At 64.7% G+C, this 20,591-nt stretch carries 22 protein-coding genes and 4 pseudogenes; 15 read left to right on the top strand and 11 right to left on the bottom strand.

Annotated features, from left to right (window positions below):
• Positions 1-108 precede the first annotated feature (108 nt).
• The 3 genes from CK222_RS18570 to CK222_RS31685 all read left to right on the top strand — a co-directional run bounded on the left by CK222_RS18570 (position 109) and on the right by CK222_RS31685 (position 1,751).
• Entirely contained in the window at positions 109-294 is a 186-nt protein-coding gene (locus tag CK222_RS18570) for a hypothetical protein (RefSeq protein ID WP_067325223.1), read from the top strand.
• A 559-nt stretch (positions 295-853) separates the two neighbouring features.
• A complete protein-coding gene (locus tag CK222_RS18575) occupies positions 854-1,033 on the top strand; it encodes a hypothetical protein (RefSeq protein ID WP_082953924.1) in 180 nt (59 codons plus the stop codon).
• A 316-nt stretch (positions 1,034-1,349) separates the two neighbouring features.
• Positions 1,350-1,751: a hypothetical protein gene (locus tag CK222_RS31685; RefSeq protein WP_141247079.1), complete on the top strand. Its 402-nt coding sequence runs from the start codon at positions 1,350-1,352 to the stop codon at positions 1,749-1,751.
• On the opposite strand, the gene CK222_RS18580 is transcribed toward CK222_RS31685, so the two are convergent.
• From CK222_RS18580 to CK222_RS18590, 3 genes are all read right to left on the bottom strand, one after another.
• Positions 1,647-2,648 (bottom strand): YihY/virulence factor BrkB family protein, encoded by a 1,002-nt coding sequence (locus CK222_RS18580; RefSeq protein WP_067325232.1) that lies wholly within the window; start codon positions 2,646-2,648, stop codon positions 1,647-1,649. The two genes, CK222_RS31685 and CK222_RS18580, sit on opposite strands and share 105 nt — an antisense overlap.
• Before the next feature lie 32 nt (positions 2,649-2,680).
• Positions 2,681-3,781 (bottom strand): flavodoxin family protein, encoded by a 1,101-nt coding sequence (locus CK222_RS18585; RefSeq protein ID WP_095801364.1) that lies wholly within the window; start codon positions 3,779-3,781, stop codon positions 2,681-2,683.
• A 344-nt stretch (positions 3,782-4,125) separates the two neighbouring features.
• Positions 4,126-4,470: a hypothetical protein gene (locus CK222_RS18590; RefSeq protein ID WP_067322626.1), complete on the bottom strand. Its 345-nt coding sequence runs from the start codon at positions 4,468-4,470 to the stop codon at positions 4,126-4,128.
• Between the two features lie 671 nt (positions 4,471-5,141).
• Between CK222_RS18590 and CK222_RS18595 the strand changes: the two genes are divergently transcribed.
• On the top strand, positions 5,142-5,444 hold the full coding sequence (locus tag CK222_RS18595; protein ID WP_095801365.1) for a DUF982 domain-containing protein: 303 nt from the start codon (positions 5,142-5,144) through the stop codon (positions 5,442-5,444).
• A gap of 7 nt (positions 5,445-5,451) precedes the next feature.
• Here the strand turns inward: CK222_RS18595 and CK222_RS18600 are convergent, their stop codons facing one another.
• Complete coding sequence (locus CK222_RS18600; protein ID WP_066998395.1) at positions 5,452-6,171, bottom strand: Crp/Fnr family transcriptional regulator; 720 nt, start codon at positions 6,169-6,171, stop codon at positions 5,452-5,454.
• A gap of 174 nt (positions 6,172-6,345) precedes the next feature.
• On the opposite strand from CK222_RS18600, the gene CK222_RS18605 reads away from it, so the two are divergent.
• Together CK222_RS18605 and CK222_RS18610 are read left to right on the top strand one after the other, a co-directional pair.
• Positions 6,346-6,579, top strand: a complete 234-nt coding sequence (locus CK222_RS18605; protein WP_067322619.1) for a hypothetical protein — start codon at positions 6,346-6,348, stop codon at positions 6,577-6,579.
• Positions 6,580-6,660: 81 nt separating this feature from the next.
• Positions 6,661-7,581 carry an alpha/beta hydrolase gene (locus tag CK222_RS18610; protein ID WP_095801366.1) on the top strand — a complete coding sequence of 307 codons (921 nt, stop codon included), beginning with the start codon at positions 6,661-6,663 and terminating at the stop codon, positions 7,579-7,581.
• On the opposite strand, the gene CK222_RS31690 is transcribed toward CK222_RS18610, so the two are convergent.
• Positions 7,559-7,936, bottom strand: a complete 378-nt coding sequence (locus CK222_RS31690) for a hypothetical protein (protein WP_141247080.1) — start codon at positions 7,934-7,936, stop codon at positions 7,559-7,561. The genes CK222_RS18610 and CK222_RS31690 overlap by 23 nt on opposite strands.
• 379 nt (positions 7,937-8,315) lie before the next feature.
• Between CK222_RS31690 and CK222_RS18625 the strand changes: the two are divergent.
• The 5 genes and pseudogenes from CK222_RS18625 to CK222_RS18645 all read left to right on the top strand — a co-directional run.
• Positions 8,316-8,411, top strand: a pseudogene (locus CK222_RS18625) (KGG domain-containing protein); the annotation flags it as partial.
• Positions 8,412-8,553: 142 nt separating this feature from the next.
• Positions 8,554-9,051 carry a hypothetical protein gene (locus tag CK222_RS18630; protein ID WP_066998406.1) on the top strand — a complete coding sequence of 166 codons (498 nt, stop codon included), beginning with the start codon at positions 8,554-8,556 and terminating at the stop codon, positions 9,049-9,051.
• 114 nt (positions 9,052-9,165) lie between these two features.
• Positions 9,166-9,378, top strand: a complete 213-nt coding sequence (locus CK222_RS18635) for a hypothetical protein (protein WP_066998409.1) — start codon at positions 9,166-9,168, stop codon at positions 9,376-9,378.
• A 25-nt stretch (positions 9,379-9,403) separates the two neighbouring features.
• Positions 9,404-9,604 (top strand): hypothetical protein, encoded by a 201-nt coding sequence (locus tag CK222_RS18640; RefSeq protein WP_067322603.1) that lies wholly within the window; start codon positions 9,404-9,406, stop codon positions 9,602-9,604.
• A gap of 34 nt (positions 9,605-9,638) precedes the next feature.
• Positions 9,639-9,959, top strand: a complete 321-nt coding sequence (locus tag CK222_RS18645) for a plasmid stabilization protein (RefSeq protein ID WP_095801367.1) — start codon at positions 9,639-9,641, stop codon at positions 9,957-9,959.
• 170 nt (positions 9,960-10,129) lie between these two features.
• Here CK222_RS18645 and CK222_RS18650 read toward each other — a convergent pair whose 3' ends face one another.
• Positions 10,130-10,588 (bottom strand): Lrp/AsnC family transcriptional regulator, encoded by a 459-nt coding sequence (locus tag CK222_RS18650; protein WP_095801368.1) that lies wholly within the window; start codon positions 10,586-10,588, stop codon positions 10,130-10,132.
• Between the two features lie 170 nt (positions 10,589-10,758).
• On the opposite strand from CK222_RS18650, the gene CK222_RS18655 reads away from it, so the two are divergent.
• Both CK222_RS18655 and CK222_RS18660 read left to right on the top strand, forming a co-directional pair.
• Complete coding sequence (locus CK222_RS18655; protein ID WP_095801369.1) at positions 10,759-11,499, top strand: AzlC family ABC transporter permease; 741 nt, start codon at positions 10,759-10,761, stop codon at positions 11,497-11,499.
• Complete coding sequence (locus CK222_RS18660; RefSeq protein ID WP_095801370.1) at positions 11,496-11,795, top strand: AzlD family protein; 300 nt, start codon at positions 11,496-11,498, stop codon at positions 11,793-11,795. Before CK222_RS18655 ends, CK222_RS18660 begins: the two co-directional genes overlap by 4 nt.
• A 280-nt stretch (positions 11,796-12,075) precedes the next feature.
• Here CK222_RS18660 and CK222_RS18665 read toward each other — a convergent pair whose 3' ends face one another.
• From CK222_RS18665 to CK222_RS18685, 5 genes and pseudogenes are all read right to left on the bottom strand, one after another.
• Positions 12,076-14,178: an EAL domain-containing protein gene (locus tag CK222_RS18665; protein ID WP_095801371.1), complete on the bottom strand. Its 2,103-nt coding sequence runs from the start codon at positions 14,176-14,178 to the stop codon at positions 12,076-12,078.
• 342 nt (positions 14,179-14,520) lie between these two features.
• Positions 14,521-15,679, bottom strand: a pseudogene (locus tag CK222_RS18670) (M20 aminoacylase family protein).
• 96 nt (positions 15,680-15,775) lie between these two features.
• A complete protein-coding gene (locus CK222_RS18675) occupies positions 15,776-16,972 on the bottom strand; it encodes a diaminopropionate ammonia-lyase (RefSeq protein ID WP_095801372.1) in 1,197 nt (398 codons plus the stop codon).
• Positions 16,973-17,175: 203 nt separating this feature from the next.
• Positions 17,176-18,410 (bottom strand): annotated as a pseudogene (locus CK222_RS18680) (Zn-dependent hydrolase).
• Positions 18,407-19,609 carry a diaminopropionate ammonia-lyase gene (locus CK222_RS18685; RefSeq protein ID WP_095801373.1) on the bottom strand — a complete coding sequence of 401 codons (1,203 nt, stop codon included), beginning with the start codon at positions 19,607-19,609 and terminating at the stop codon, positions 18,407-18,409. The pseudogene CK222_RS18680 and the gene CK222_RS18685 overlap by 4 nt, the downstream one beginning before the upstream one ends.
• Positions 19,610-19,715: 106 nt before the next feature.
• On the opposite strand from CK222_RS18685, the gene CK222_RS18690 reads away from it, so the two are divergent.
• A complete protein-coding gene (locus CK222_RS18690; protein WP_095801374.1) occupies positions 19,716-20,204 on the top strand; it encodes an Lrp/AsnC family transcriptional regulator in 489 nt (162 codons plus the stop codon).
• 88 nt (positions 20,205-20,292) lie between these two features.
• Positions 20,293-20,573 (top strand): annotated as a pseudogene (locus CK222_RS18695) (type II toxin-antitoxin system RelE/ParE family toxin).
• The last annotated feature ends 18 nt before the right edge of the window (positions 20,574-20,591 follow it).

A 20,591-nucleotide genomic window follows, 5' to 3' on the forward strand; every position in this document is an offset into this window, starting at 1 on the left:
CTCCGAATCAGAACCCTCGGAACACAATGAATCAACGCCAAACCGCGTTGAGAATCCTGAATGTAGATTGGACCTAGTTGACTAAGCGATTCGCGGCACGGTGAACCGATGGCCAAGAAGAAATCGAGACCGGCCTTGTCCGTTATCGCCGCAGCCTCGCGATCGGAGGCTTCCGAAGCGATTTATTTTGCCCGCAAATGCGGCCTTACCCCCGATGAAGCCCTGCGGATAATGCGCGAGGCGCTCGTGACCGTGGGGCCTAAGCCTTCCGGCGCCGGAAAGCGGAAGCGCTAGGCGCCATCGCCTCGGGCGATCGGATACGATCTTTCTCAAACCCGCAGCGGACTTCGGCCAGGATCACAAGTGCTGTGCTCGGCGGCAAAGCCCGGGGTTCCAAACCGCTCCGTCCGTGACGCGAGAAGGTTCCGCTTGATGGCAGGGTGACACAACATGTGACCCCGCCGCCAGCGCTTATCCGCAACTCCCAAACCCAGGCCAGCGTTTGTAAGCGCGGACCACGCTTTCACTTTCACCTGTCATCGGGAGGGAGAGCTATGGTTTTCCGGGTTTCCTCGACCCCGAGGATTTGGTCATCCTCGCAGCCGCTCTCGACGACTACTGCCGCACATTTCGCATACCGTCGGACAGTGAGGAGCGGCTTCATGCGGCAAGGCACGCGCTGATTTTGTTTGAGAACGGCTGCCGCGATCCGGTCGAATTGAGTGAAAAGCTCAAGGCCAAACGCAAGTAGCGCAAGCCGGCGCGAACTTTAGGTTCGCCGGCGCCCTGCCTCTTGCCGCCAAAATGAAACATACGGCCACCTCGAAAGTTCTTGTCTGAGAGGAGGCGCGCCATGGTTGGAAATGATGGAAAGCAGGTGCAGCAAACGGAGGCCGATGTCCAAATGCTCGCCCACCGGTTGGCAAAGGACGCGGACATTTCGGAAAACGATGCCCGCGAGTTGATCAAGCTAATCGGAACCGACTGGCCTTCGCTGCTGCGCGAAGCCCGGTTCCTCAAAAGCCGACACTGATGCTGCTTGCCGGCCAGGCGTCCCGCGATTCTTTGCGAGCTGCTTCAGCGCCTTGAGAAAAATCGGAGCCGCCAGATCGCATTTGTATTTGGACGGTCCATTGGTCTGGATGACGATCTCAGCCTGCCTCAGGGTCAGGCCGTGCTTTTGGGCGAATTCGAGCGGTTGATAGGCCTGCTCCCAACCTGGCCCTGTCTTTGGCATCGTGACGACTTCCTCCCGCGATTGATACGTGAGGCAACGCATTCGGCCGGACAAGGTTTCAACGGCTCGCACACAGCGGCGAAACCGCTGCCAAGCGCCTGGCACTGGGTGCATGGAACTTCGGTTGCCGCTGATTGTTGCACCTGAAAGGCGGGCCGGGATGACCATATCGTCGCTGCATCTGCTCAAGGGCATAGGCTATTCGATCTCAACGGTAAGCGTGATGCTGCTGGCGATCGTCAGTTGGGAGCACGTTTCGCAAAATCCGTTGCTGATTGCCTGCCTGCTGGGCGGCGCCGCCACCTCGATCATCGGGATGTTCTGCCGCTGGCTTTCCTACGAAGTCGAAAAGCGTCAGCAGGAGCGACAGGCAGAGAACGGCCAACTCTCGAACCGGCGGCCAGCAGCGTCACCCCTGCCGCCAGCGCCGGAACTCCGAGACCAGCACCGTGATCAGGCTGCTGAGGACGATCCATCTGACGACCTCGCCGTCCGGCACGCCCGGTTGCGGTGACCTGCCTGACCTTGACGTTTCGTCGCTGGCCGCCACCACGGGCGCGAGATCCTGCCGGCTGCCGCTCCGCACCGAATAGGCGCGGGTGATCTCGGCACCGAAGAGGAAAATCTGTGCCGAATAGTAAACCCAGACCAGCACGACCATCAGCGCGCCGGCAGCGCCATAGGACGTGCCGATGGCGCTGGTGCCGATGTACCAGCCGATCAGCGACTTGCCGATGGTGAAGAGCAGCGCGGTGACGATGGAACCGACGCCGACGTCGCGCCATTTGAGCCTGCGGTCCGGCAGGACCTTGTAGATCGCCGCGAAGAGCAGCGCGATCAGCACGAAGGAGACGATCGTGTTGATCGCGCTCACGATCAGCTCGCCGAACGGCAGGTGCTGGTTGATGACCTCACTCAGCGCCGAGATCGCCGTGCTTGCGGCGAGCGACACCAGAAGCATGAAGCCAAGAGCTGCCACCAGCCCGAGGCTTGCCGCCCTCGCCCGCACCAGGCGCGAAAGCGAAACGCCGCTGGGCTTGACCTTCCATATCTCGTTCAACGACTGCTGCATCTCTCCGAAGACGCCGGAGGCGGTGACAAGCAGCGTGATCAGCCCGATGAGGGTGGCCAGCGTGCTGGACCCGCGATGCGCGGCGGTCTCGATCACCGCCGTGAGGAGTTCGGCGCTCTGCGGGCCCATCACCCCCGCGAACTCAGCCGAAAGCGCGAGCTGCGCGGCGTCGTTGCCGATGACGACGCCCGCGATCGCTACCACGATCAGAAGGATCGGCGCCAGCGAGGTCGTGGCGTAGAAGGCCATCGCCGCGCCATGGCTCAGCGCATTGTCGTTGACATAGCCGGTGATGCTCTCTTTCAGCACAACCCAGGCTTCCTGGAACCAGCGCTGCATCTTCCTTCCCGTCGGCTGCTTCTCCTCGTCGGCTATTTGGGGCGCGGATCCTCGAGCCCGGCTCCGATGGTCTGGAACGAACCCGCGCGACGCTTCTCGACGGCTTCGGCGAGCGCCAGCGCGGCATTGCGGACTTCCGTCTGCACGGCATGGTCGGCGTCGAGCTCGTCATGGCTCGTCGCATAGGGCTTCCAGTAGCCAATGTAGCGGTCGAGCTCGGCAGCCTCGCCCACCGGATCGAGCTTCATCGAGCGCAGCCAGTCGGCGAGGCTGTGGCGCACCCTTCCGGCACCTTCGGTGTCGCCATGCACGATTACGGAGAACAGCCGGCCGGCGAGATGGCGCGGATAGTCCCAGCCGGCAAGCTCGACCTTCTTGGCGAGCGCGGCATCCTTGCCCTGCGTCAGCGAAGGATCGGGATTGCCGCCGTCGGCGCAGACAAGCCGGTCCATCATCAGCTTCACCGGCGAGGAGGAATGGTACCAGTTGACCGGCGTGACGATCATGACGCCATGCGCCTCGACCCAGAGCGGATAGATGTCGTTCATCCAGTCACTGACCTGCCCGAGCGAATGATTGGGGTAGCAGGAACACGGCCAATGGCAGAGCGCGGCCGCCGTCGAGAAGCACGCCTTGCAGGGAAAGATCCTGCGGCCGTATTCGGAGGCGAGCCGCGCAAGGTCGAGAACCTCGATCGCGAAGCCCGGTCTTGCTGCAATGGCGCTGCGCGCCAACTCGACAAGGCGGAAGGTCTTCGACATTTCGCCCGGGCACGTGTGCTCGCTGCGCGAGGAGCCGTTTATGAGCAGGATGCGGGACGGCGCGGTCTTGTCCTCGTACCGGCGCTGTGCCGCTTCGACCGCTTCGTGCGCGGCGAACCAGTCGACGGAGAGATCATAGTCCGGATCGTGGAAGCCCTGTCCCGCCTTTCTGGTGATCGGTGCCTTGCGTTCTTCGCTGTAGGCCTGCCAGGCGATCTCGGCCAGCCTGCCAATGGCATCCGCCTCCGGCTGAAAGGCCGGATCGTAGAATTGTCTCAGATAGCGTGCCTTGAATTCGCTTTCGCCAAGACGCGGGCTCGGCATGCCTTTGCGCGGCTTAGGGCTCTTGCTGAAATCTGTGCTGTTTGCCATGCGCCCACGCCCGAGTTGGGCGGGCCGGGTGGGACAAGAGCTCGTCTGCCTTTTCGTTGGCCAGGGTGTGAAGCCGGAGAAACCAAACCCTGTTCTCTTTACCACCAGGTCCGGCTGACGCGGCCCGCTGAGGACAATTCGGGCGCGGGCCCGATGGTTCCGTGCTTCGGAGCCGAGAAGATAAGGCACCGAGGCAGGCCGTGCCGGGCCCGACGCCGGCAAAAAACCGCCCCGGATGGGAGAACCGGGGCGGCAATTGTGGGAAGCAGTTCGGGTATCCGGGAACTGCACAGTCAGTAACTCGCCCGCGCGGGAAAAGTTTCCCGCCAGACCGATCATGCGTTCTACTTCGACGGCTGCGGCGGGACCTCGCCCGGCTTGATCACCGGCATCTGGCTGGTGTCGGCCGGCGGAGCGGTAGCGTTCTTGTCGCCCGTGGGCGGAGGCTTCAGCACACCGTCGCAAGGCGCCAGGCTGGCGGTCAGGTTGTTGGACTGATCATTGGCCTGCGCTTTCGGGGCCTGCGCTTTCGGCTGCTCGCCGGTCTGATTAGGGGTCGCGCTGGCGTCGGGTTTGACCTGGCAATCCTCGATCTGCGGATTCTCCAGCTGGGTCTGGGCCGCGGCAGTCGTTCCCGACATTTGGCCCGACATCAGGACAATGGCGAAGCCAAGAAGTGCTTTCTTCATTGGATCCTCCTTATGGATTCGGCAACCGCCGACGATCGGGGAGAGCCGTTCGCCTTGGCAGGCCGACGTCGACTCTGGCCCCGCTCGCCGTGTTTGCCACCGGGTGGCGGTGGGGCACCGGGGCATTCGTCATCCTCTTCTCGAGAGACAACGCTATCGGAGAGACAACGCATGCCGGCCGAAAAGGTTGGCTTTCGGTAGAGGCTGCGGTCTCGGCAGGGCGTGGCGCACGTACATCAAAGTTAAATGCGCGAATGCTGCCGGAGTGCTAGTCGCTCGCAGCTTGGGGGGACTCTACGAGGAGAGTCCCATGGAAATTCGAGATCTGATCGGCACACTGTCCAGGTCATTTCTGCGCCAGGGTGCCCGGCGTCCGTGGCCGATCCAGTCTTTGCGCGCCGGCGTGCCGCTCAGGCCGCGTCCGCGCCCGCCGTACCGCCCGCAGCCGCCCAGCCGGCCGGCGAGCAATTAGCTTGCCGCTTATTCAGCGCCTGCCTGTGCAACCGGTCGGCGGCATCCTCGTTATGACGATCCAAAAACATGTGGTGGCAACGATGAGACCCTTTCGGACCAACAATCATCTTTTCATTCTGGCGGCAGCGGCGGTGACCGCGGCGCCCTTCGCGGGCCTCGCCTGGCGGGCTCAACAGTGGCTTGGATGGTGACCGGGGATGAGTAGATTCCTGCCGCTCACCATCCGCTTCGTCACTGGCGGCTCAATGGTGGTTTCGTCGATCGCCGACGCAAGGAAGGCCTTGGACGGAGCCTGGAAGAACAAGGAAGCGCCCGACTATTTGGCGGCGGCGCGGCTGGTGGACGACGCCATGGCGGGCATCTGCCGTCCGGCGGTCGCCTTCGCCGCTTTCAAGCAGGCCGCCGCCCGGCAGGGCCTGCTGAGGACGGCCGACCCGAGCGCGGCACTCTCGATGCTCGACTCGCTGTGGTCTGGCGACGACCAAGGGCCGCCGCGCTGACGCGTTCTCACCTTGGCTCGTTCCTCATGCTGAGATAGGTCGGGTCGAATTCCGCAATGGCGACCAGGCGGTTCCAGTCGAGGATGTCGATCAGGTGGTTGGTCCAGTTGATGACGTTCATGCGGCGCAACGTGCCGATGACCCGATTCATATGGACGACGGAGAGACCGAGCACATCGGCGAGTTCGGCCTGCGAAAGCGGCAGATTGAAGCTCATGACCCGCGTCTTCTTCACGGCCTGCAGCCTGACGAAGAGTTCGCATATCAGATGCGCCAGATGCGCGGTCTTGGAGCGGCGTCCCATGGCCACGATCCATTCCCGGTGGATGGCGCCGTCCACCAGCGTGTCCAACCAGAGCAGCCTCGTCAAATGCGGGGCCTTTTCGGTGATTTCCCGCAACTTGCTGTGCTCCGCAGCGATGATATGGCAGGGCGACAGCGCGACGATGCCATGGTCCATGGTCTTCAGGAGAAAAGCGTGCAGATCGACGAAATCGCCGGCAACATGGAGCGCGGTGAACTGCCGGCCGCCGTCCTCCAGCACCTTGTAGCGCGCGGCAATCCCGTCGACGATGAGGGTGCTGAAAGTCGGCCTTGATCCTTCGGCGACGAGATCCTCGCCGGCGACGAAATACTTCTCCACCGATGTGGCGCTGGCCAGCAACGCCTTCTCGCTTTCGGAGAGAGCATCGTGCTGACCCAGGTTCAGATAAAGGGGTTCCAGCATGCGCGGCCGCCCGTTGTGATTTTGCAAGGGCCTAACGTTGTAGAGCCGGGCCGGGTTGCAGCGGACCACCACACCGCCGGCCGCCGGCAAAGCAGTCCCCGGCCAAGACGGTCCTTTGGAACCATGATCGCGCGCAGGGATTGAACGTCCAGGTTGCGGCGGATGCTTTCGCGGATGGAACGCTTCTACTTCGATTTGTACAACACCGTGCACACGCAAATGGACAGCGAGGGGCAGCTCTTCTCCTCACCAGAAAACGCGCGAAAGGAGGCGCTCAGGATCTTGCAGGATGTCGCGCGCGACGAGATGCCGAACAGTGATAACCTCAACATCACCATCAAAATGCGCACCGACAAGAGAGGCCAGATATTCGAGGCGTCCCTTACAGTCAAATCCGCCTGGAGCTGACCACGGAAGGCGCCAGCCGAGAGAAGCCGCGGCCCGAGCAACCATCCCGCCCGCGGCCGTTCCGCCTGTGGAGTACAAAGCATGTTCGGCGGTTTCGAAAGCGCGGAAGTCGATACGGGCGCGGCACGGACATTCGTCCGGACTGCCGGCAGCGGCCCGGCGCTGCTCCTGCTGCACGGCTTCCCCGAAACGCATCTGATGTGGCGCGACGTGGCGCCGAAGCTGATCGACCGCTTTAGCGTCGTCTGCGCCGACTTGCGCGGCTACGGCAAAAGCTCCTGTCCGCCATCCGATCCGGATCATGCGCCCTACGCCAAGCGCGCCATGGCTGCCGACCTCGCGGCGCTGATGACGAAGCTCGGCTTTGCCCGCTTCATGGTTGCCGGCCACGATCGCGGTGGGCGCGTTGCGTATCGCCTGGCGCTGGACCACCCGGACCGCATCGAGAAGCTTGCCGTGCTCGACATCGTACCCACCGCCGATATCTGGGACAGGGCCGACGCCCGGCTGGCGCTGGGCTATTGGCCCTGGTCGCTCTTGGCGCAAGCCGAGCCGCTGCCGGAGACGATCATGACGGCGGCCGCGGATGCGATCGTCGACAGCGCGCTGGCTGGCTGGGGTTCCTCGCCCGCCGCCTTTCCCGCCGAGGTCCGGAAGGCTTATGCCGAGGCCTTGCGCGATCCAGCCCACGCGCACGCCATCTGCGAGGAATACCGTGCGGCAGCGACGCTCGACCGTGAGCACGACCATGCCGACCGCAAAGCCGGCCGGCGCATCGGCTGCCCGATGCTTGCGCTATGGAGCGGACATGGCGCGCTCGCCGAATGGTACGCGCGAGAGGGCGGTCCGCTGGCACTGTGGCGGGAGTGGGCCGACGACGTCAGCGGCGGGGTCAGCGGCGGGACGATGCCCGGCGGGCATTTCTTTCCCGAAGAAGCCCCGGCCGAGACAGCCGCAAGGCTCGGCGAGTTTTTTGCGGCTATAGGCCGTAGGCCAGGGTGAGGTAAATCGCCGGCGCAACGATCAGGCAAAGCGCCATCACAATCACCACGGCATTGCCAAGGCGCTCGGCGCGCCGGGCGATGTCGGTGACATCGTCGTCGTCGTTGAGGAATTGGAGAATCGAGGTGTCGGCGAGGACGGAGAGGCGATTGTCGTTCGCGGGCAGGCTTTCGGGCTCTCGCAGATTGGGCTTGGCAGAAATAAAGGTCAAAACGTCGTCTCGCTTTCGAAGCCGGCCGCACGACTTCCTGGTTCCAATGATTGTGGATGGTATTGGATGCCCGCCATTTGCGCGGAAACGGCGGGCACCCAAAACGGCGCCGATGAAGGGGACTTCGTCGACGACCGCTACCAACTCGAAGCCTCCGCTTTGGTTGCCGTCGAGGGCCCAATGCGCGAGCCACTCCGACTTCAGTCGTAGGAAAGAGACCGACCGTGGCCCCGGGCCCTGGCGCCCGCGCGGACCGGCGACGCACGACAAGGCTGTTGCGGCATGGTCGGGCTAAAAGGATTCACGAAATATTTCGTGGGGGAACATCGATCGCGGGCAGCGGTTCTCGTTACTCAAGGCGGTCGAACCTCCTTGAATCAAACCCCGAAGACCAATCCCCAACGGAGCTGCAGATATGCCTAATCAAGGCGGAACTCACCAACAGCACGTCAGAGCAGGCCAGCAGAGCCAAAAGAACCGCGACGATCAGCGCCGCGGCCAGCAGCAGGCCGAGGACCGCAACATGCGTCAGCAGGATTCAGGTCAGCACCGGGGCGGCAGCGGCAACTTCGCCGAAGACCGCGAACGTGCATCCGAAGCCGGCCGCAAGGGCGGCCAGCGCTGAGCTTTAAGCAGGCGTCCCGCGATCCCTTCGCGGGACGCCGCCCAGAACATCCAATTTGGAACTTCTTCCCCTCCCCTTGGTTCCTCCGAAACCCCGGCGGCTCGGCCGTCGGCAGGACGTTTGAACGGAGGCAACAATGTCCGTGCGCACACTTCACCCCGAACGTGTCGATGAGACACGTATGCAGGCCTATTCGACCTTCGCTCCGCTGCTCATCACCGCCCTGAGCCAGAAGCTGGCGCGCTGCCAAGGCAAGAGCGAGATGGACAAGGTCGAGGCGTCCCTCATCCGCGTCATCGAAGAAGCGGACGTCGTCACGGGAGACGTCGAGGCAATGAAGGAGTTCGCGATCGAACTCGTCGTGTCCACGCTGCGCAATGTGCGCGAGCATCCCGACGCCAAACAGGATGTGGAACAGATCGACGGCCGCCGCACGCAAGGACGCTCGGAGAACCCGGACACGCTGGAAGAACAATTGCAGTCCGGTCTCGAAGACAGTTTCCCGGCGAGTGATCCGCCCGCGGTCGTCTCCACCGCCATCAGCGGTGGCGCGAAGGACATCGTCGGCACCGACGAAGTGCTGCGCCGCCAGAAGGAAGCTGCCGAGCGCGGGCACGAAAACGAGAAGGCATAGCCTCAGCCCCGCACGACCGCAGCCGCCCGTTTCAGGCGCCCTGCCTCATCGCGGTCCAGCTCGGCGAAGGAACCAGTCCTTTCGCCAAGGGTTGGTTATCGGAAGGAGAAAACGATGGATAAAAGCAAACTTCCACATCGCCCGGGCGCTGGCCGAACGGCACAAGACGCAAGGCTGCCGACCAAGGGCGGCGACGATCCGGACGTGCGGTTCCTGGCCGAGAACACCGACCTTTCACCGAAGCAGGCGCGCGAGCTGATCCGCGAGCACGGGCATGACCGCGACAAGCTGCTTGAAATCGCACGAACCATGAAGGCCGAGGGCTGACCGGCTCTCTGAAAGCGAGGCAACGATGAGCAACTCACCCCGTACGGGACGTCCAGGCACATCCGATCAATGGCCACGTTGGGAAGGTCCGAAAGCCAATCGGCCGAGAGGCTATCTCCCAGCCAAGGACGATCCCGACAAGGATCGCGACGCGGCCGGCGAGAACAACCAGGACCCCGAGCGGTCCGATCTCGGCGACGCGGTCAAAACGAAGAAGGAGCCGTAGGGCGGCTCCTCTCAGCCCAACAGGAGAAGAAAAAATGCCACGCGGAGACAAATCGAAATACACCGACAAGCAGGAGCGCAAGGCCGACCATATCGCCGAGGGCTACGAAAAGCGCGGCGTCTCCGAGAAGGAAGCCGAGCGGCGGGCCTGGGCGACCGTCAACAAGGACGATGGCGGCGGCAAGAAGGCGGGCGGCTCGGGCCGCGGCAAGCACACCGGCCATCCGGCAGCGCACAAGGGCGGCAAGGCCGGCGGCAAAGCGTCAAGCTCGCGCTCGGCGGCCGAGCGTTCTGCTTCCGCCAAGAAGGCGGCGGCGACGCGCAAACGCAACGCGGAGCACCACGCCCAACATTAGGCGTGGGTTCGCCTTCTCCCCTGCCCGAGACGGCGGACAGGCGCGCAGCGCCGAGACGATAGAGACGAAACGAGGCGCTGGGAAACTGGCGCCTCATTGCCGCGGCGGTCCTTCCAGCAGCATCCCGACGGTTCGCGGTCACCTTCTCCCTCAAGGAAAAAAGGGAAGATCTAAAGCGGCATCTCCGAAGTCTGCTTGACCGTCTGGCTGGGAACGTCGGTCTTGACGTTCTGCACCCCCTTGATGCGACTTAAGTGCTCCGACTGGAAGCGGCGATAGTCCTCGATGCCCGCCGCCACAACCCGCACCATAGCGTCGCAATCGCCCAGCATCAGATAGCATTCCAGCACCTCGGGCAGCTTGCCCACCTCCCTGGCGAAATGCTCGATCGTGTCCTCGTCCTGCTGCTTCAGCCAGATGCGAGTGAAGAAGGTATGACCGCGACCGATCTTGGCCGGGTTGAGCACCGCGACATAGCGGTCGATGACGCCAGCCTCCTCCAGCAATTTTACGCGCCTCAGACAGGGTGACGGCGACAGGCCGACCTCTCTCGCAAGATCGTTGTTGGCCATGCGTCCGTCGCGCTGCAGGGCGCGCAGGATCCGCTTGTCGATCTCATCCAGCTTCATGGCGTCTGATTCCAGTATTGGCTTAATTCTCGCTATCCAATGCCAACCCTTGGCAGAAACGGCGCATCTTCGCAACCCGATTGCGGAGCATTTCGGCTATGGTGGCCAGCGATAACCGACCATCGAGCAACCGGAGAAGGCCGCCCCGCAAGGCTGGCCGAAGAAGAGCCATGAGCGTTTCCGAGATAACCCTGGGCCACCCTCCCGCCGAAGCACGCGGCGCCGAATTCCGGCGGGGCGCCGCCGCCTCGACGCCGGTGCTGCTTGGCATTGTCCCCTACGCACTCGTGCTGGGCGCGCAGGCCGCGCAGAAGGGCTTGAGCGTCGTCGAGGTGCCGTTGATGACGGGCCTCAACTTCGCCGGCGGCTCCGAATTTGCCGCCATCCAGCTCTGGACCTCGCCGCCGCATGTGCTGTTGATCGCCGCCATCACATTGCTGGTCAACAGCCGGCATTTCCTGATGGGCGCGGCACTTGCGCCGTTCCTGCGCCACCTGCCCAAGCGCAAGGCGCTGCCCGCGCTGTTCTTGATGTGCGACGAGAGCTGGGCGCTCGGGCTCGCCGACGCGAAGCGCCGCGCGGCCAGCGGACTGCGGCCAGCCTTCAGCCTCGCCTACTATGCGGGAACTGCCCTTCCCTTCTATCTTGCCTGGGTGATTTTCACGACCTGCGGAGCGGCGCTCGGGCCGGTGCTTGGCAACGTCGAGCGCTACGGCTTCGCCATGGCCTTCCCGGCAGTGTTCCTGGTGCTGCTGCGCGGCATGTGGAAGGGTTTTGCCGCGGCGCGCCCCTGGCTTGTCAGCCTAGTGGTGGCGGCGGCAACTTATCTGGTCGTTCCGGGCGCCTGGTACGTGGCGACAGGCGCGCTGTCCGGGTTGGTGTCCGCCTGGCTTCTGGCAGGTGAGAAATGATCGAGCCCTGGACCGTTCTCGCCATCCTTGCCATGGCCGGCGTCACCTATTTGACGCGGATCGGCGGCTATGTCGTGCTCAGGAACCGCACGCTCAGCCCACGCGCCACCGCCGTGATGGAAGCCGCGCCCGGCTGCGTGCTGATCTCGGTGATCGCGCCCGACTTCGTGTCGAAGAATCCGGCCGATCTGGCGGCGCTCGTCATCACATTGCTCGCGGCGACAAGACTGTCGATGCTGCCGACGGTGGTCATCGGCGTGGCTTCGGCCGGGGTATTGCGGTGGGTGATGGGGTAAACGCCGGCGGCCCCCCTCTGCCATGCCGGGGCATCTCCCCCAAGGAGGAGATTGGCTCTCCATCGCATCAACTGCCGTAGACCCCAATTTCGCCAGACGCGATCGCAGCGGTCTCGTCGATCCTGCCCAGATGCTTTTCCAGCGCCGGTCCAGCGGGTCGGGGTCCTGCGGGTCGATGATCGCGGGACCATTGTATCGGGCGAAAATGCCGAGCTGATCCAGGCCGAGCTGCTGTTCGATCTCGGCAATCGCGGAGGGTGCTCGCAATTTTAGCCGTGGCTTAATTTGCGACACCCACCCGGGCTTGTGGCTTCTCAGCCGCGGCCCGCGCCACGATCGCCTCCAGCGGCTCTGGCCGGTGCAGGAAATAGCCTTGGCCATAGCCGACGCCCATGCCGACGAGGATCTCCAGCGCGCTTTTCCCCTCGACCTTCTCGGCCACGACGGCGCAGCCCATCGAGCGGGCGATGCCGGCGATTGCCGAGACGATCTCGCGGTCGAAGCGGCTGTCGGCGATGTGCTGGACGAAGGAGCCGTCAATCTTGATCGCATCGATAGGAAAGCGCCGCAGATATTCGAACGAGCTCATGCCGGCGCCGAAATCGTCGAGGCTGACACGGCAATGGCGCAGCCTTGCCCGGCGCACGAATTCCTCCGCTGCGTCGAAATTGGTGACAGCCGCGGTCTCGGTGATCTCGAAGCCGATTGCAGACGGCGGCGCGCCGTTCTCGGCGATCGCCGCGTCGACGAAATCCCAAAGCTGCGGATCGGAGAGCGTCTGCGCCGACAGGTTGAAGCCGAGCGAGACGGCGCCGGAGAGCATCGCCCTGCCATGGCGCGACAGCGCCGTGCGGATGATCCAGCGGTCGAGCCGGGCGGCAAGCCCGAAGCGTTCGGCCACCGGCATGAACTCGCCCGGCAAGATCAGCTTGCCGTTGCGCGCCTCGAGCCGCGCCAGCACCTCGACATGGCGGCTGTCTTGCCAGGGCCTGCCGAGGCGATGGATCTCCTGGCCGAACAGCTTCAACCGGCTGTCCTCCATGGCATCGACCAGATCGGCGGCAAGCCGCGCGGCGTTGAGGCCGCCGGCTCCGGAAGCTGTTTCGGCCGAGAACACGGCGAAGCGGTCGCGCCCGCCGGCTTTGGCGGCGTAGCAGGCATCGTCGGCGCAGGCGAGCGCATCGGTTACCGTCGTTCGGGGATCGCGCACGAAGGCGATGCCGATGCTGGCGGCCAGCCTGCGGGACGACACGGCGGAGCCGAGATCGGCGTCGCGCACCGCGGCGAGCACGGCACGCGCCAGCCGCTCGGCGCAAGCGTCGCTGCAGTTCGGAACCAGCAGCGCGAATTCGTCGCCGCCGAGGCGCGCGGCGTGCGCCGAAGGCGGCAGGCTGGCGCGGATGCCGCCGGCGACGCTCTTCAGCGCGATATCGCCCGCGGCATGGCCGGCATAGTCGTTCAGCGCCTTGAAGTAGTCGAGGTCGACATAAAAGACGGCAAGCGGCAGCCGGTCCGCCGCGCCGATGTTTTCGGCGAGCAGCCGGTCGAAGGCCGAGCGGTTCCACAGCCCGGTCAGCGCATCGTGATGGGCGGCGTAAGCGAGCTCCTCGGCGCGCTTCGTCTCGTCGGTGATGTCGCGTACCGTGCCGAGGATCTGGCCGGCCGAGCCGGCGCCGGCGATCAAACGCACCAGCGACTCGACATGGCGGACCGAGCCGTCGCGCCGGACGATACGGTATTGCGTGGCGGTCACGCTTTTCGAGCCCGGCGGCGGCAGATGCGCGCGCTCGGTGGCCTCCTTGTCGTCCGGGTGGAGATAGGTGTGCCAGAGATCGGCCGTCACCTCGTCGGTATCGCTGACCAGGCCGAAGATCTCCCTGGTGCGCGGGTCCCAATAGCTCTTGTTGGTGCCGATATCGTAGTGCCAGATGCCGGTGCCGCTGGCGGCGAGCGCGAGCCGCAAGTGGACATTGACCTGCTCAAGCGCGGCCTCGGCCTCCTTCTGCCTGGTGATATCGGTCTGCACGCCCATCAGGCGCAGCGGCTTGCCCTCGGCATCGCGCTCGACGATGCCGCCGCGGTCAAGCACCCAGACCCAGCGGCCGTCCTTGTGCTTCAGCCGTAGTTCCGTCTCGATCGACTCGGTGTCACCAGCGATATGGCGGTCGCCGCTCGCCAGTGCTCGCTCGCAGTCGTCGGGATGAGTGAGCTTCAGCCACAGATCGGAGGTATCGAGCTCGCCCTCGGCATAACCCAGCATCTTCCACCAGGTCGGCGAATAGTAGCAATCGCCCGTCGCGAGATTCCAGTCCCATAGGCCGAGCTGGGCGCGATCGAGCGCCAGCGCCCAGAATTCGCCGTTGCGTTTGGTGTCGTCCGCCATGCCCTCGTTCTTGCCGTCCCCGTTCGGGCATAGTGCATGAAAGCTGACAAAAAAGGGTTACTGGGGTGAAGCTGCCAATCTCCCCGCTTTTTGGAGGAAAGATCCGGCAGAACAGGGGGGCGCGAAGGATCGCGGCCCATCTGCTTCGTCATCCGAGGGCGAAGCAAGGAGCGAAGCGACGCGCGCAGACCCTGGGATTCATGCCGTTACGCTAAAGCGTTGCAACAGCTACAGTATTCTGCGCTGCCGAACTCTACGCCAAAGGTCATCGAATGGATCCTCGGGTCAAGCTCGAGGATGACGAAGCAGAAGCTCCGCCGCTTTCGCCAATCGCAGACGCCCTTACCCCGCCGCCAGCCTTCGCCGCACCACCGCCGCGTGGAAACGCGCGCCATGCAGCAGGCCTTCATCGTTGAAATCGTAGGCCGGGTTGTGCAGCGGGGCGGAATTGCCGTTGCCGAGGAAGACGAAACAGCCGGGCACTTCGGTGAGGAAGCGGGCGAAATCCTCCGAGGCGGTCATCGGCTCGGCGGCGATGCCGACGGCATCGCCGGCCAGCACCGTTCGGGCCGCAACAAGCGCCTCATTCACCAGCGCCGCGTCGTTGATCAAGGGCACGAACTCGCGCGTGTAAGTAACGTCAGCCGCTACGTTATAGGCCTGCGCAGTGCCTTCGGCGATGCGGCGCATCTCCTTCTCGATCGCCGCGCTCACCTCGGGCCGGAAACTGCGGCAGTCGCCAAGGATGCGGGCGAGGCCGGGCAGCGCGTTGCGGGTGCCGTCGGTGCTGAGCTCGGTGACCGAGACGACGCCGATATCGACGGGGCTCAGGCGCCGCGAGACGATGGTCTGCAGGTTGACGACCAAGCGCGCAGGCGGCAACCAGCGTCTCGCGAGCGTCGTGCGGCCTGGCGGCGTGGCCGCCCAAGCCTTTCAGCACGATCTCGAAATTGTCCTCGGCCGACATGGCGGGGCCGGGCCGGGCCTCGAAATGGCCGATGGGCAAGCCCGGCATATTGTGCAGCCCGAAGATTTCCTCGAAGGGAAAGCGTTCGATGAGCCCGTCTTCGATCATCGCAAGCGCGCCTCTGCCCCACTCCTCGGCCGGCTGGAAGATGAACCGCACCGTGCCGTCGAAGCCCCCTTCTTCCGCCAGCAGCTTCGCCGCGCCGAGCAGCATGGCGGTGTGGCCGTCATGGCCGCACGCATGCATGGTGCCGGGCGTCTGCGAGGTCCAGGCTCGCGTCCCTTGCTCGGCGATGCGCAGCGCATCCATGTCGGCGCGCAGCGCAATCGCGCGATTGCCGCTGCCCCTGGCCAGCGTGCCGACAACGCCGGTGCCGCCGATGCCTTCCGCGACTTCGAGCCCGAAGGCGCGAAGCTTCTCCGCCACGAAGGCGGCGGTGCGCTTTTCCTCGAAGCCGAATTCCGGGTGGGCGTGGAGGTCGCGCCGCCAGGCCGTCATCGCGCGATGCAGCTGCTGCTGGTCGAGGTCAGCCATCTTCTCTTTCCCCAGCGCTCGTTCCAGGCGAGTCTTCCCGAAGCTGCGCTTCGTTTCCATCGATTCCGGAGGGAAGCCCGCTTTCCTGAAAATCCTTCAGGCGATCTGCAGCTCCAGCTCCCGCGGCACCGCCCCGACCAGCTCGGTGTAACGGCCGGCGTCGGTCGCGCCTTCCGAATTGATGACGAGGACACGCGACGTAGCATCGAGCCCGAGAGCCGCGCGCATGCCCTTGTCTCCGGCTGCGCGGATCAGCCCGGCAAGCCCCGCGCCGCCGCTCTCGCCGGAAACGATGGCCGGATCGTTGCCCAAGGGCCGGGCCAGCCGGTTCATCACCGCGACCGCGTCGTCTTCGTCGACGGTCATGAAGGCGTCGCCGACGCGGGCCAGCACCCGCCAGGCGATCAGGGACGGCTCGGCGCATTCCAGCATCGCCATCACCGTCGACCGCTGAGGAGCGATCGTTACGGGACGGCCGGCCTCCACCGAGGCGTAGACGCAAGCCGAGCGCCTCGGCTCGACCACCACGGCCTTCGGCCGCCCCTCGCCGAGCAGAATTGCCATATAGCCCGCAAGCGCCGCCGCAAAACCGCCGACGCCGGCCTGCAGGAAGACGTGCGTGGGCGGTTCGGCCATGTGCCGCAGCGCCTCGCGCACGATCACCGTGTAGCCCTGCATGACAAGCCCCGGAATGCGCTCGTAGCCACGCCAGGAGGTGTTGGAGACGATCTTCCAGCCGCGCTCGGCGCCGACCCGGGCGACTTCGCGGACCGCCTGATCATAACCGCCCTCGACCTTCACGATCTCGGCGCCGAAGCGGGCGATGGCCGCCACGCGCTCGGCGCTGACGCCGGCATGGACGTAGATGACCGAACGCGCGCCAACGAGGCCTGCCCCCTGCGCGACCGATCGGCCGTGGTTGCCATCGGTGGCGCAGCAGAAGGTCATCTGGGCGGCGATAGCGCGCAGCTTCGGATCGTTGATTTCGCAGATATCGACTTCGCGACCGAAGCGCTTGCCGGCCTCTTCCAGCACCAGCCGCATGACGGCATAGGCGCCGCCCAGCGCCTTGAAGCTGCCAAGGCCAAGACGCTGGCCCTCGTCCTTGACATGCAGTGCTGCGATGCCGAGGCCATTGGCGAGCGCCGGCAAGGCATAGAGAGGCGTTTCGGCATGGTCGTCGCGCGCCCTCAGATAATGCTCGGCCCGTTCGGCGCCCGCCAGGCTGAGGGCCTCGGCGTCGGCCGGCACCAGCGGCTGGTTGTGTTCGGGGCGCGGGTTGATGAGCAGCATGCTATTCTTTCTTCGATACACTGAACTTTTTTGACGCGCGCGAGAATTGCGCTCCCTGATCTGGCTAGTGATTGAAGTTTGTTTCGATCAGATGTCGCCGGATTCCCGCCTTGGTGGCACGCAACGTTTCGAGATGACTATTTTTGGTGGTGTTTCGCCTTGGCGGCACCTGCCGTCGACAACATACCGTTTGGTTCCCGCGATCAGTCGGCTGCCAGCCGGGCGGCGACGCCAAGCAGGACATTGGCGCCGGCAACCAGCTCGTCGGCGGCGGTGGACTCGGCCGGATTGTGGCTGATGCCGCCCCGGCTCGGCACGAAGATCATCGCGGACGGCGCAATACGGGCAATCATCTGCGCGTCGTGCCCCGCGCCCGACGTCATGCGCCGGCACGAAAGGCCGGCGGCTCTGGCACCATCCTCGATCAGCGAGACGATGCCGGCATCGAACGTCACCGGCTCGAAGCGCGCCAGGCTTTCGGCATGGATGGTGACGCCGGCGCTTGCGGCAAGGTCGTCGAGGGAGGCGGCGAGCGCCGCTTCGGCTTCGCGAAGATGCATTTCGTTCGGATCGCGAAGGTCGATGGTGAAGATCGCCCGCGACGGGATGATGTTGATCGCGTTTGGCTCGAAAGCGATGGTGCCGACGGTGGCGACCGTGGGTGTCGGCGAGGCGCTGGCCCGGTCCGCGAGGAAGCTGATCACCCGCGCGGCGGCGACGCCGGCATCCTGGCGCATCGACATCGGCGTGGTGCCGGCATGGTTGGCCACGCCGTCGATGGTTATGCGCTGCCAGGAAATGCCCTGCAGGTTCTCGACCGCGCCGATGGCGATGCCCTCGCGCTCCAGCACCGGCCCCTGTTCGACATGCAGCTCGACATAGACATGCGCTTGAGGAAGCCGGGCTGATGTCGGCCGGCATAACCGATGCGCTCCAACTCCCTGCCCAGCACCGAGCCGTCGGTGCCGATCGAGGCCAGCGCCTCTTCGATATCCCGGCCGGCGGCAAAGACCAGCGAGCCCATCATATCAGGCGAATAGCGCACGCCCTCCTCATTGGTGAAGGCGGCGACCACAAGCGGGCGCGCCGGCGCAAATCCTGCCTCCTTCAGGGTCTCGATTGCTTCGAGGCCGGCAAGCACGCCGTAGCAGCCGTCATAGATGCCGGCGTCGATCACCGTGTCGATGTGCGAGCCGAGCATCACCGCTTCCTGGCCTGCCTCGGCGTCGCCCTGCCAGATGCCGAAGATGTTGCCCATGCGATCGATGGCAACGTCGAGCTCTGCCTCTTCCAGCCAACCGACAAGGCGGTCGCGGCCAAGCTTGTCCATGTCGGAGGCGGCAACGCGGACGAGCCGGCCCTGCGCATCGCGACCGAGGCTGCCGAGCTCCTCGATACGGCCAAGCAGACGGTCGGCATTGATCGTCAGATTGCTCATGCCGGCTGCCTCGCCAGCGCAACCTCGTCCGGCGCCATCCCGACCAGCTCGGCATAGCGGCCGGGGTCTGTCGCACCTTCGGAATTGATGATGAGCACGCGCGAATGGGCATCGAGGCCGAGAGCCCCGCGCATCTTCTTGTCGCCGGCAGCGCGGATCAGCCCGGCGAGCCCCGCCCCGCCGCTCTCGCCGGAAACGATCGCCGGATCAGTGCCTGAAGGCCGCGCCAGGCGGTTCATCACCGAAACCGCGTCGTCCTCGTCCACGGTCATGAAAGCATCGCCGAGCCGCGACAGGACGCGCCAGGCGACCAATGACGGCTCGTAACATTCGAGCATCGCCATCACCGTGGGCTTGCTGTGCGCAATCGCGACTGGACGCCCCGCCTTCGCGGTGGCGTAGACGCACGCCGCCCGCGCGGGCTCGACCACGATTGCCGCAGGGCGATCCTCGCCAAGCACGATGGCGAAATGGCCGGCCACCGCCGCGGCGAGGCCGCCGACGCCGGCCTGCAGGAAGACGTGGGTGGGCGGCTGCGGCAAGCGCCTCAGCGCTTCGCGCACGATAACGGTGTAGCCCTGCATCACCAGCCCCGGGATGCGCTCATAGCCCGGCCAGGATGTGTCGGAGACGACGGTCCAGCCGCGCTCGGCGGCGACACGGGCGGCTTCCCTGACCGACTGGTCGTAATCGCCGGCGATGCGCACGATCTCGGCGCCGAAGCGGGCAATCGCCGCGACGCGTTCGTTGCTGACGCCCGAATGGACGAAGATGACGGAGCGCGCACCGACCAGGCCGGCGCCTTGCGCTACCGAGCGTCCATGATTGCCGTCGGTCGCGCAGGCGAAGGTCATGCCCGAGGCAATCGCCTTTACGTCGGGCCCATGCAGTTCCGCAACATCGATGGCACGGCCGAGCCGTTTCCCAGCCTCTTCCAGCACCAGTCGGATGACGGCGTAGGCGCCGCCCAGCGCCTTGAAGCTGCCGAGGCCGAGGCGCTTGCCCTCATCCTTGACATACAGCGAGCCGACGCCGAGTTCGCCGGCCAGCGCCGGCAAGGCATACAGCGGCGTCTCGGCATGGTTGTCGCGTGCGGCCAGGAAGCGCTCGGCGTCGGCGGCTCCGGCGAGCCCAAGCGTCGCGGCGTCTTGTTCGGTCAGCGGCTGGCGATGGCTCGGGTGGTGGTTGAGCAGGAACATGGATCGGCTTTCTCTGTCTTGTTGGCTGAAATTTATTGCAAGTCCAGTGAGAAAGGCGCTCTGTTTCGGCACCTGAAATGCAAGTTTGTTTCGTTCAGATGCTGTCATGTCCATTTTGCCCGACCTCGACGCCTTCGACCGCGCCATCCTCGCCATCCTGCAGAAGGACAACAGCACGCCCCAGCGCATTATCGGCGAGACGGTGAACCTCTCGGCGCCGGCCGTGCAGCGGCGCATCAAGCGCATGGAGGAAATGGGCGTCATCCGCGCCAATGTCGCGCTGGTCGATCCGGCCAAGGTCGGCCATCCGATCACCATCTTCGTCGAGGTCGAGGTGGAGAGCGAGCGGGCCGAGCTGATCGACGCCGCCAAGCGCGGCTTCGCCGCGGTGCCCGAAGTACAGCAGTGCTATTACGTGACCGGCGAGGCCGACTTCATCCTGGTCGTCACCGTGGCGACGATGGCCGACTACGAGGCGCTGACCCGGCGATTGTTTTTGGAGAACAACAACGTCAGGCGGTTTCGCACGTTCGTTGCGATGGATCGGGTAAAGGTCGGGCTGGAGGTGCCGGTGGGCGCACCTCACTCAACATGATCCCTCGGGGCATTTCGTATCGCGGCATGATACTCTGCGCTTGATCTCGCAGACGTATCATGCAAAGATACGTTGCGAGGGGCAGTGGATGATACGTTCGTTCACAGACAAGACCACTGAAGCGATTCGACAGGCAAAGCTCCGAAAGGATTTCCGGCAGATCTCATTCGTGTCGCTCAGCGGAAACTGTTCATGCTGGACAACGCAGCCGAACTGGCCGACCTCAAAGTCCCACCGGGAAATCGGCTTGAAGCGCTGAAGGGCGATCGCGCCGGTCAGTACTCAATCCGTATCAACGACCAATTTCGTGTTTGCTTTCGGTGGACCGATGGAGGAGCGGACAATGTGGAGATCACCGACTACCATTAGCTAAACCAACAGCTCTGT

The sequence above is a fragment of the Mesorhizobium sp. WSM3866 genome (assembly GCF_002294795.1).
GTDB lineage: Bacteria > Pseudomonadota > Alphaproteobacteria > Rhizobiales > Rhizobiaceae > Mesorhizobium.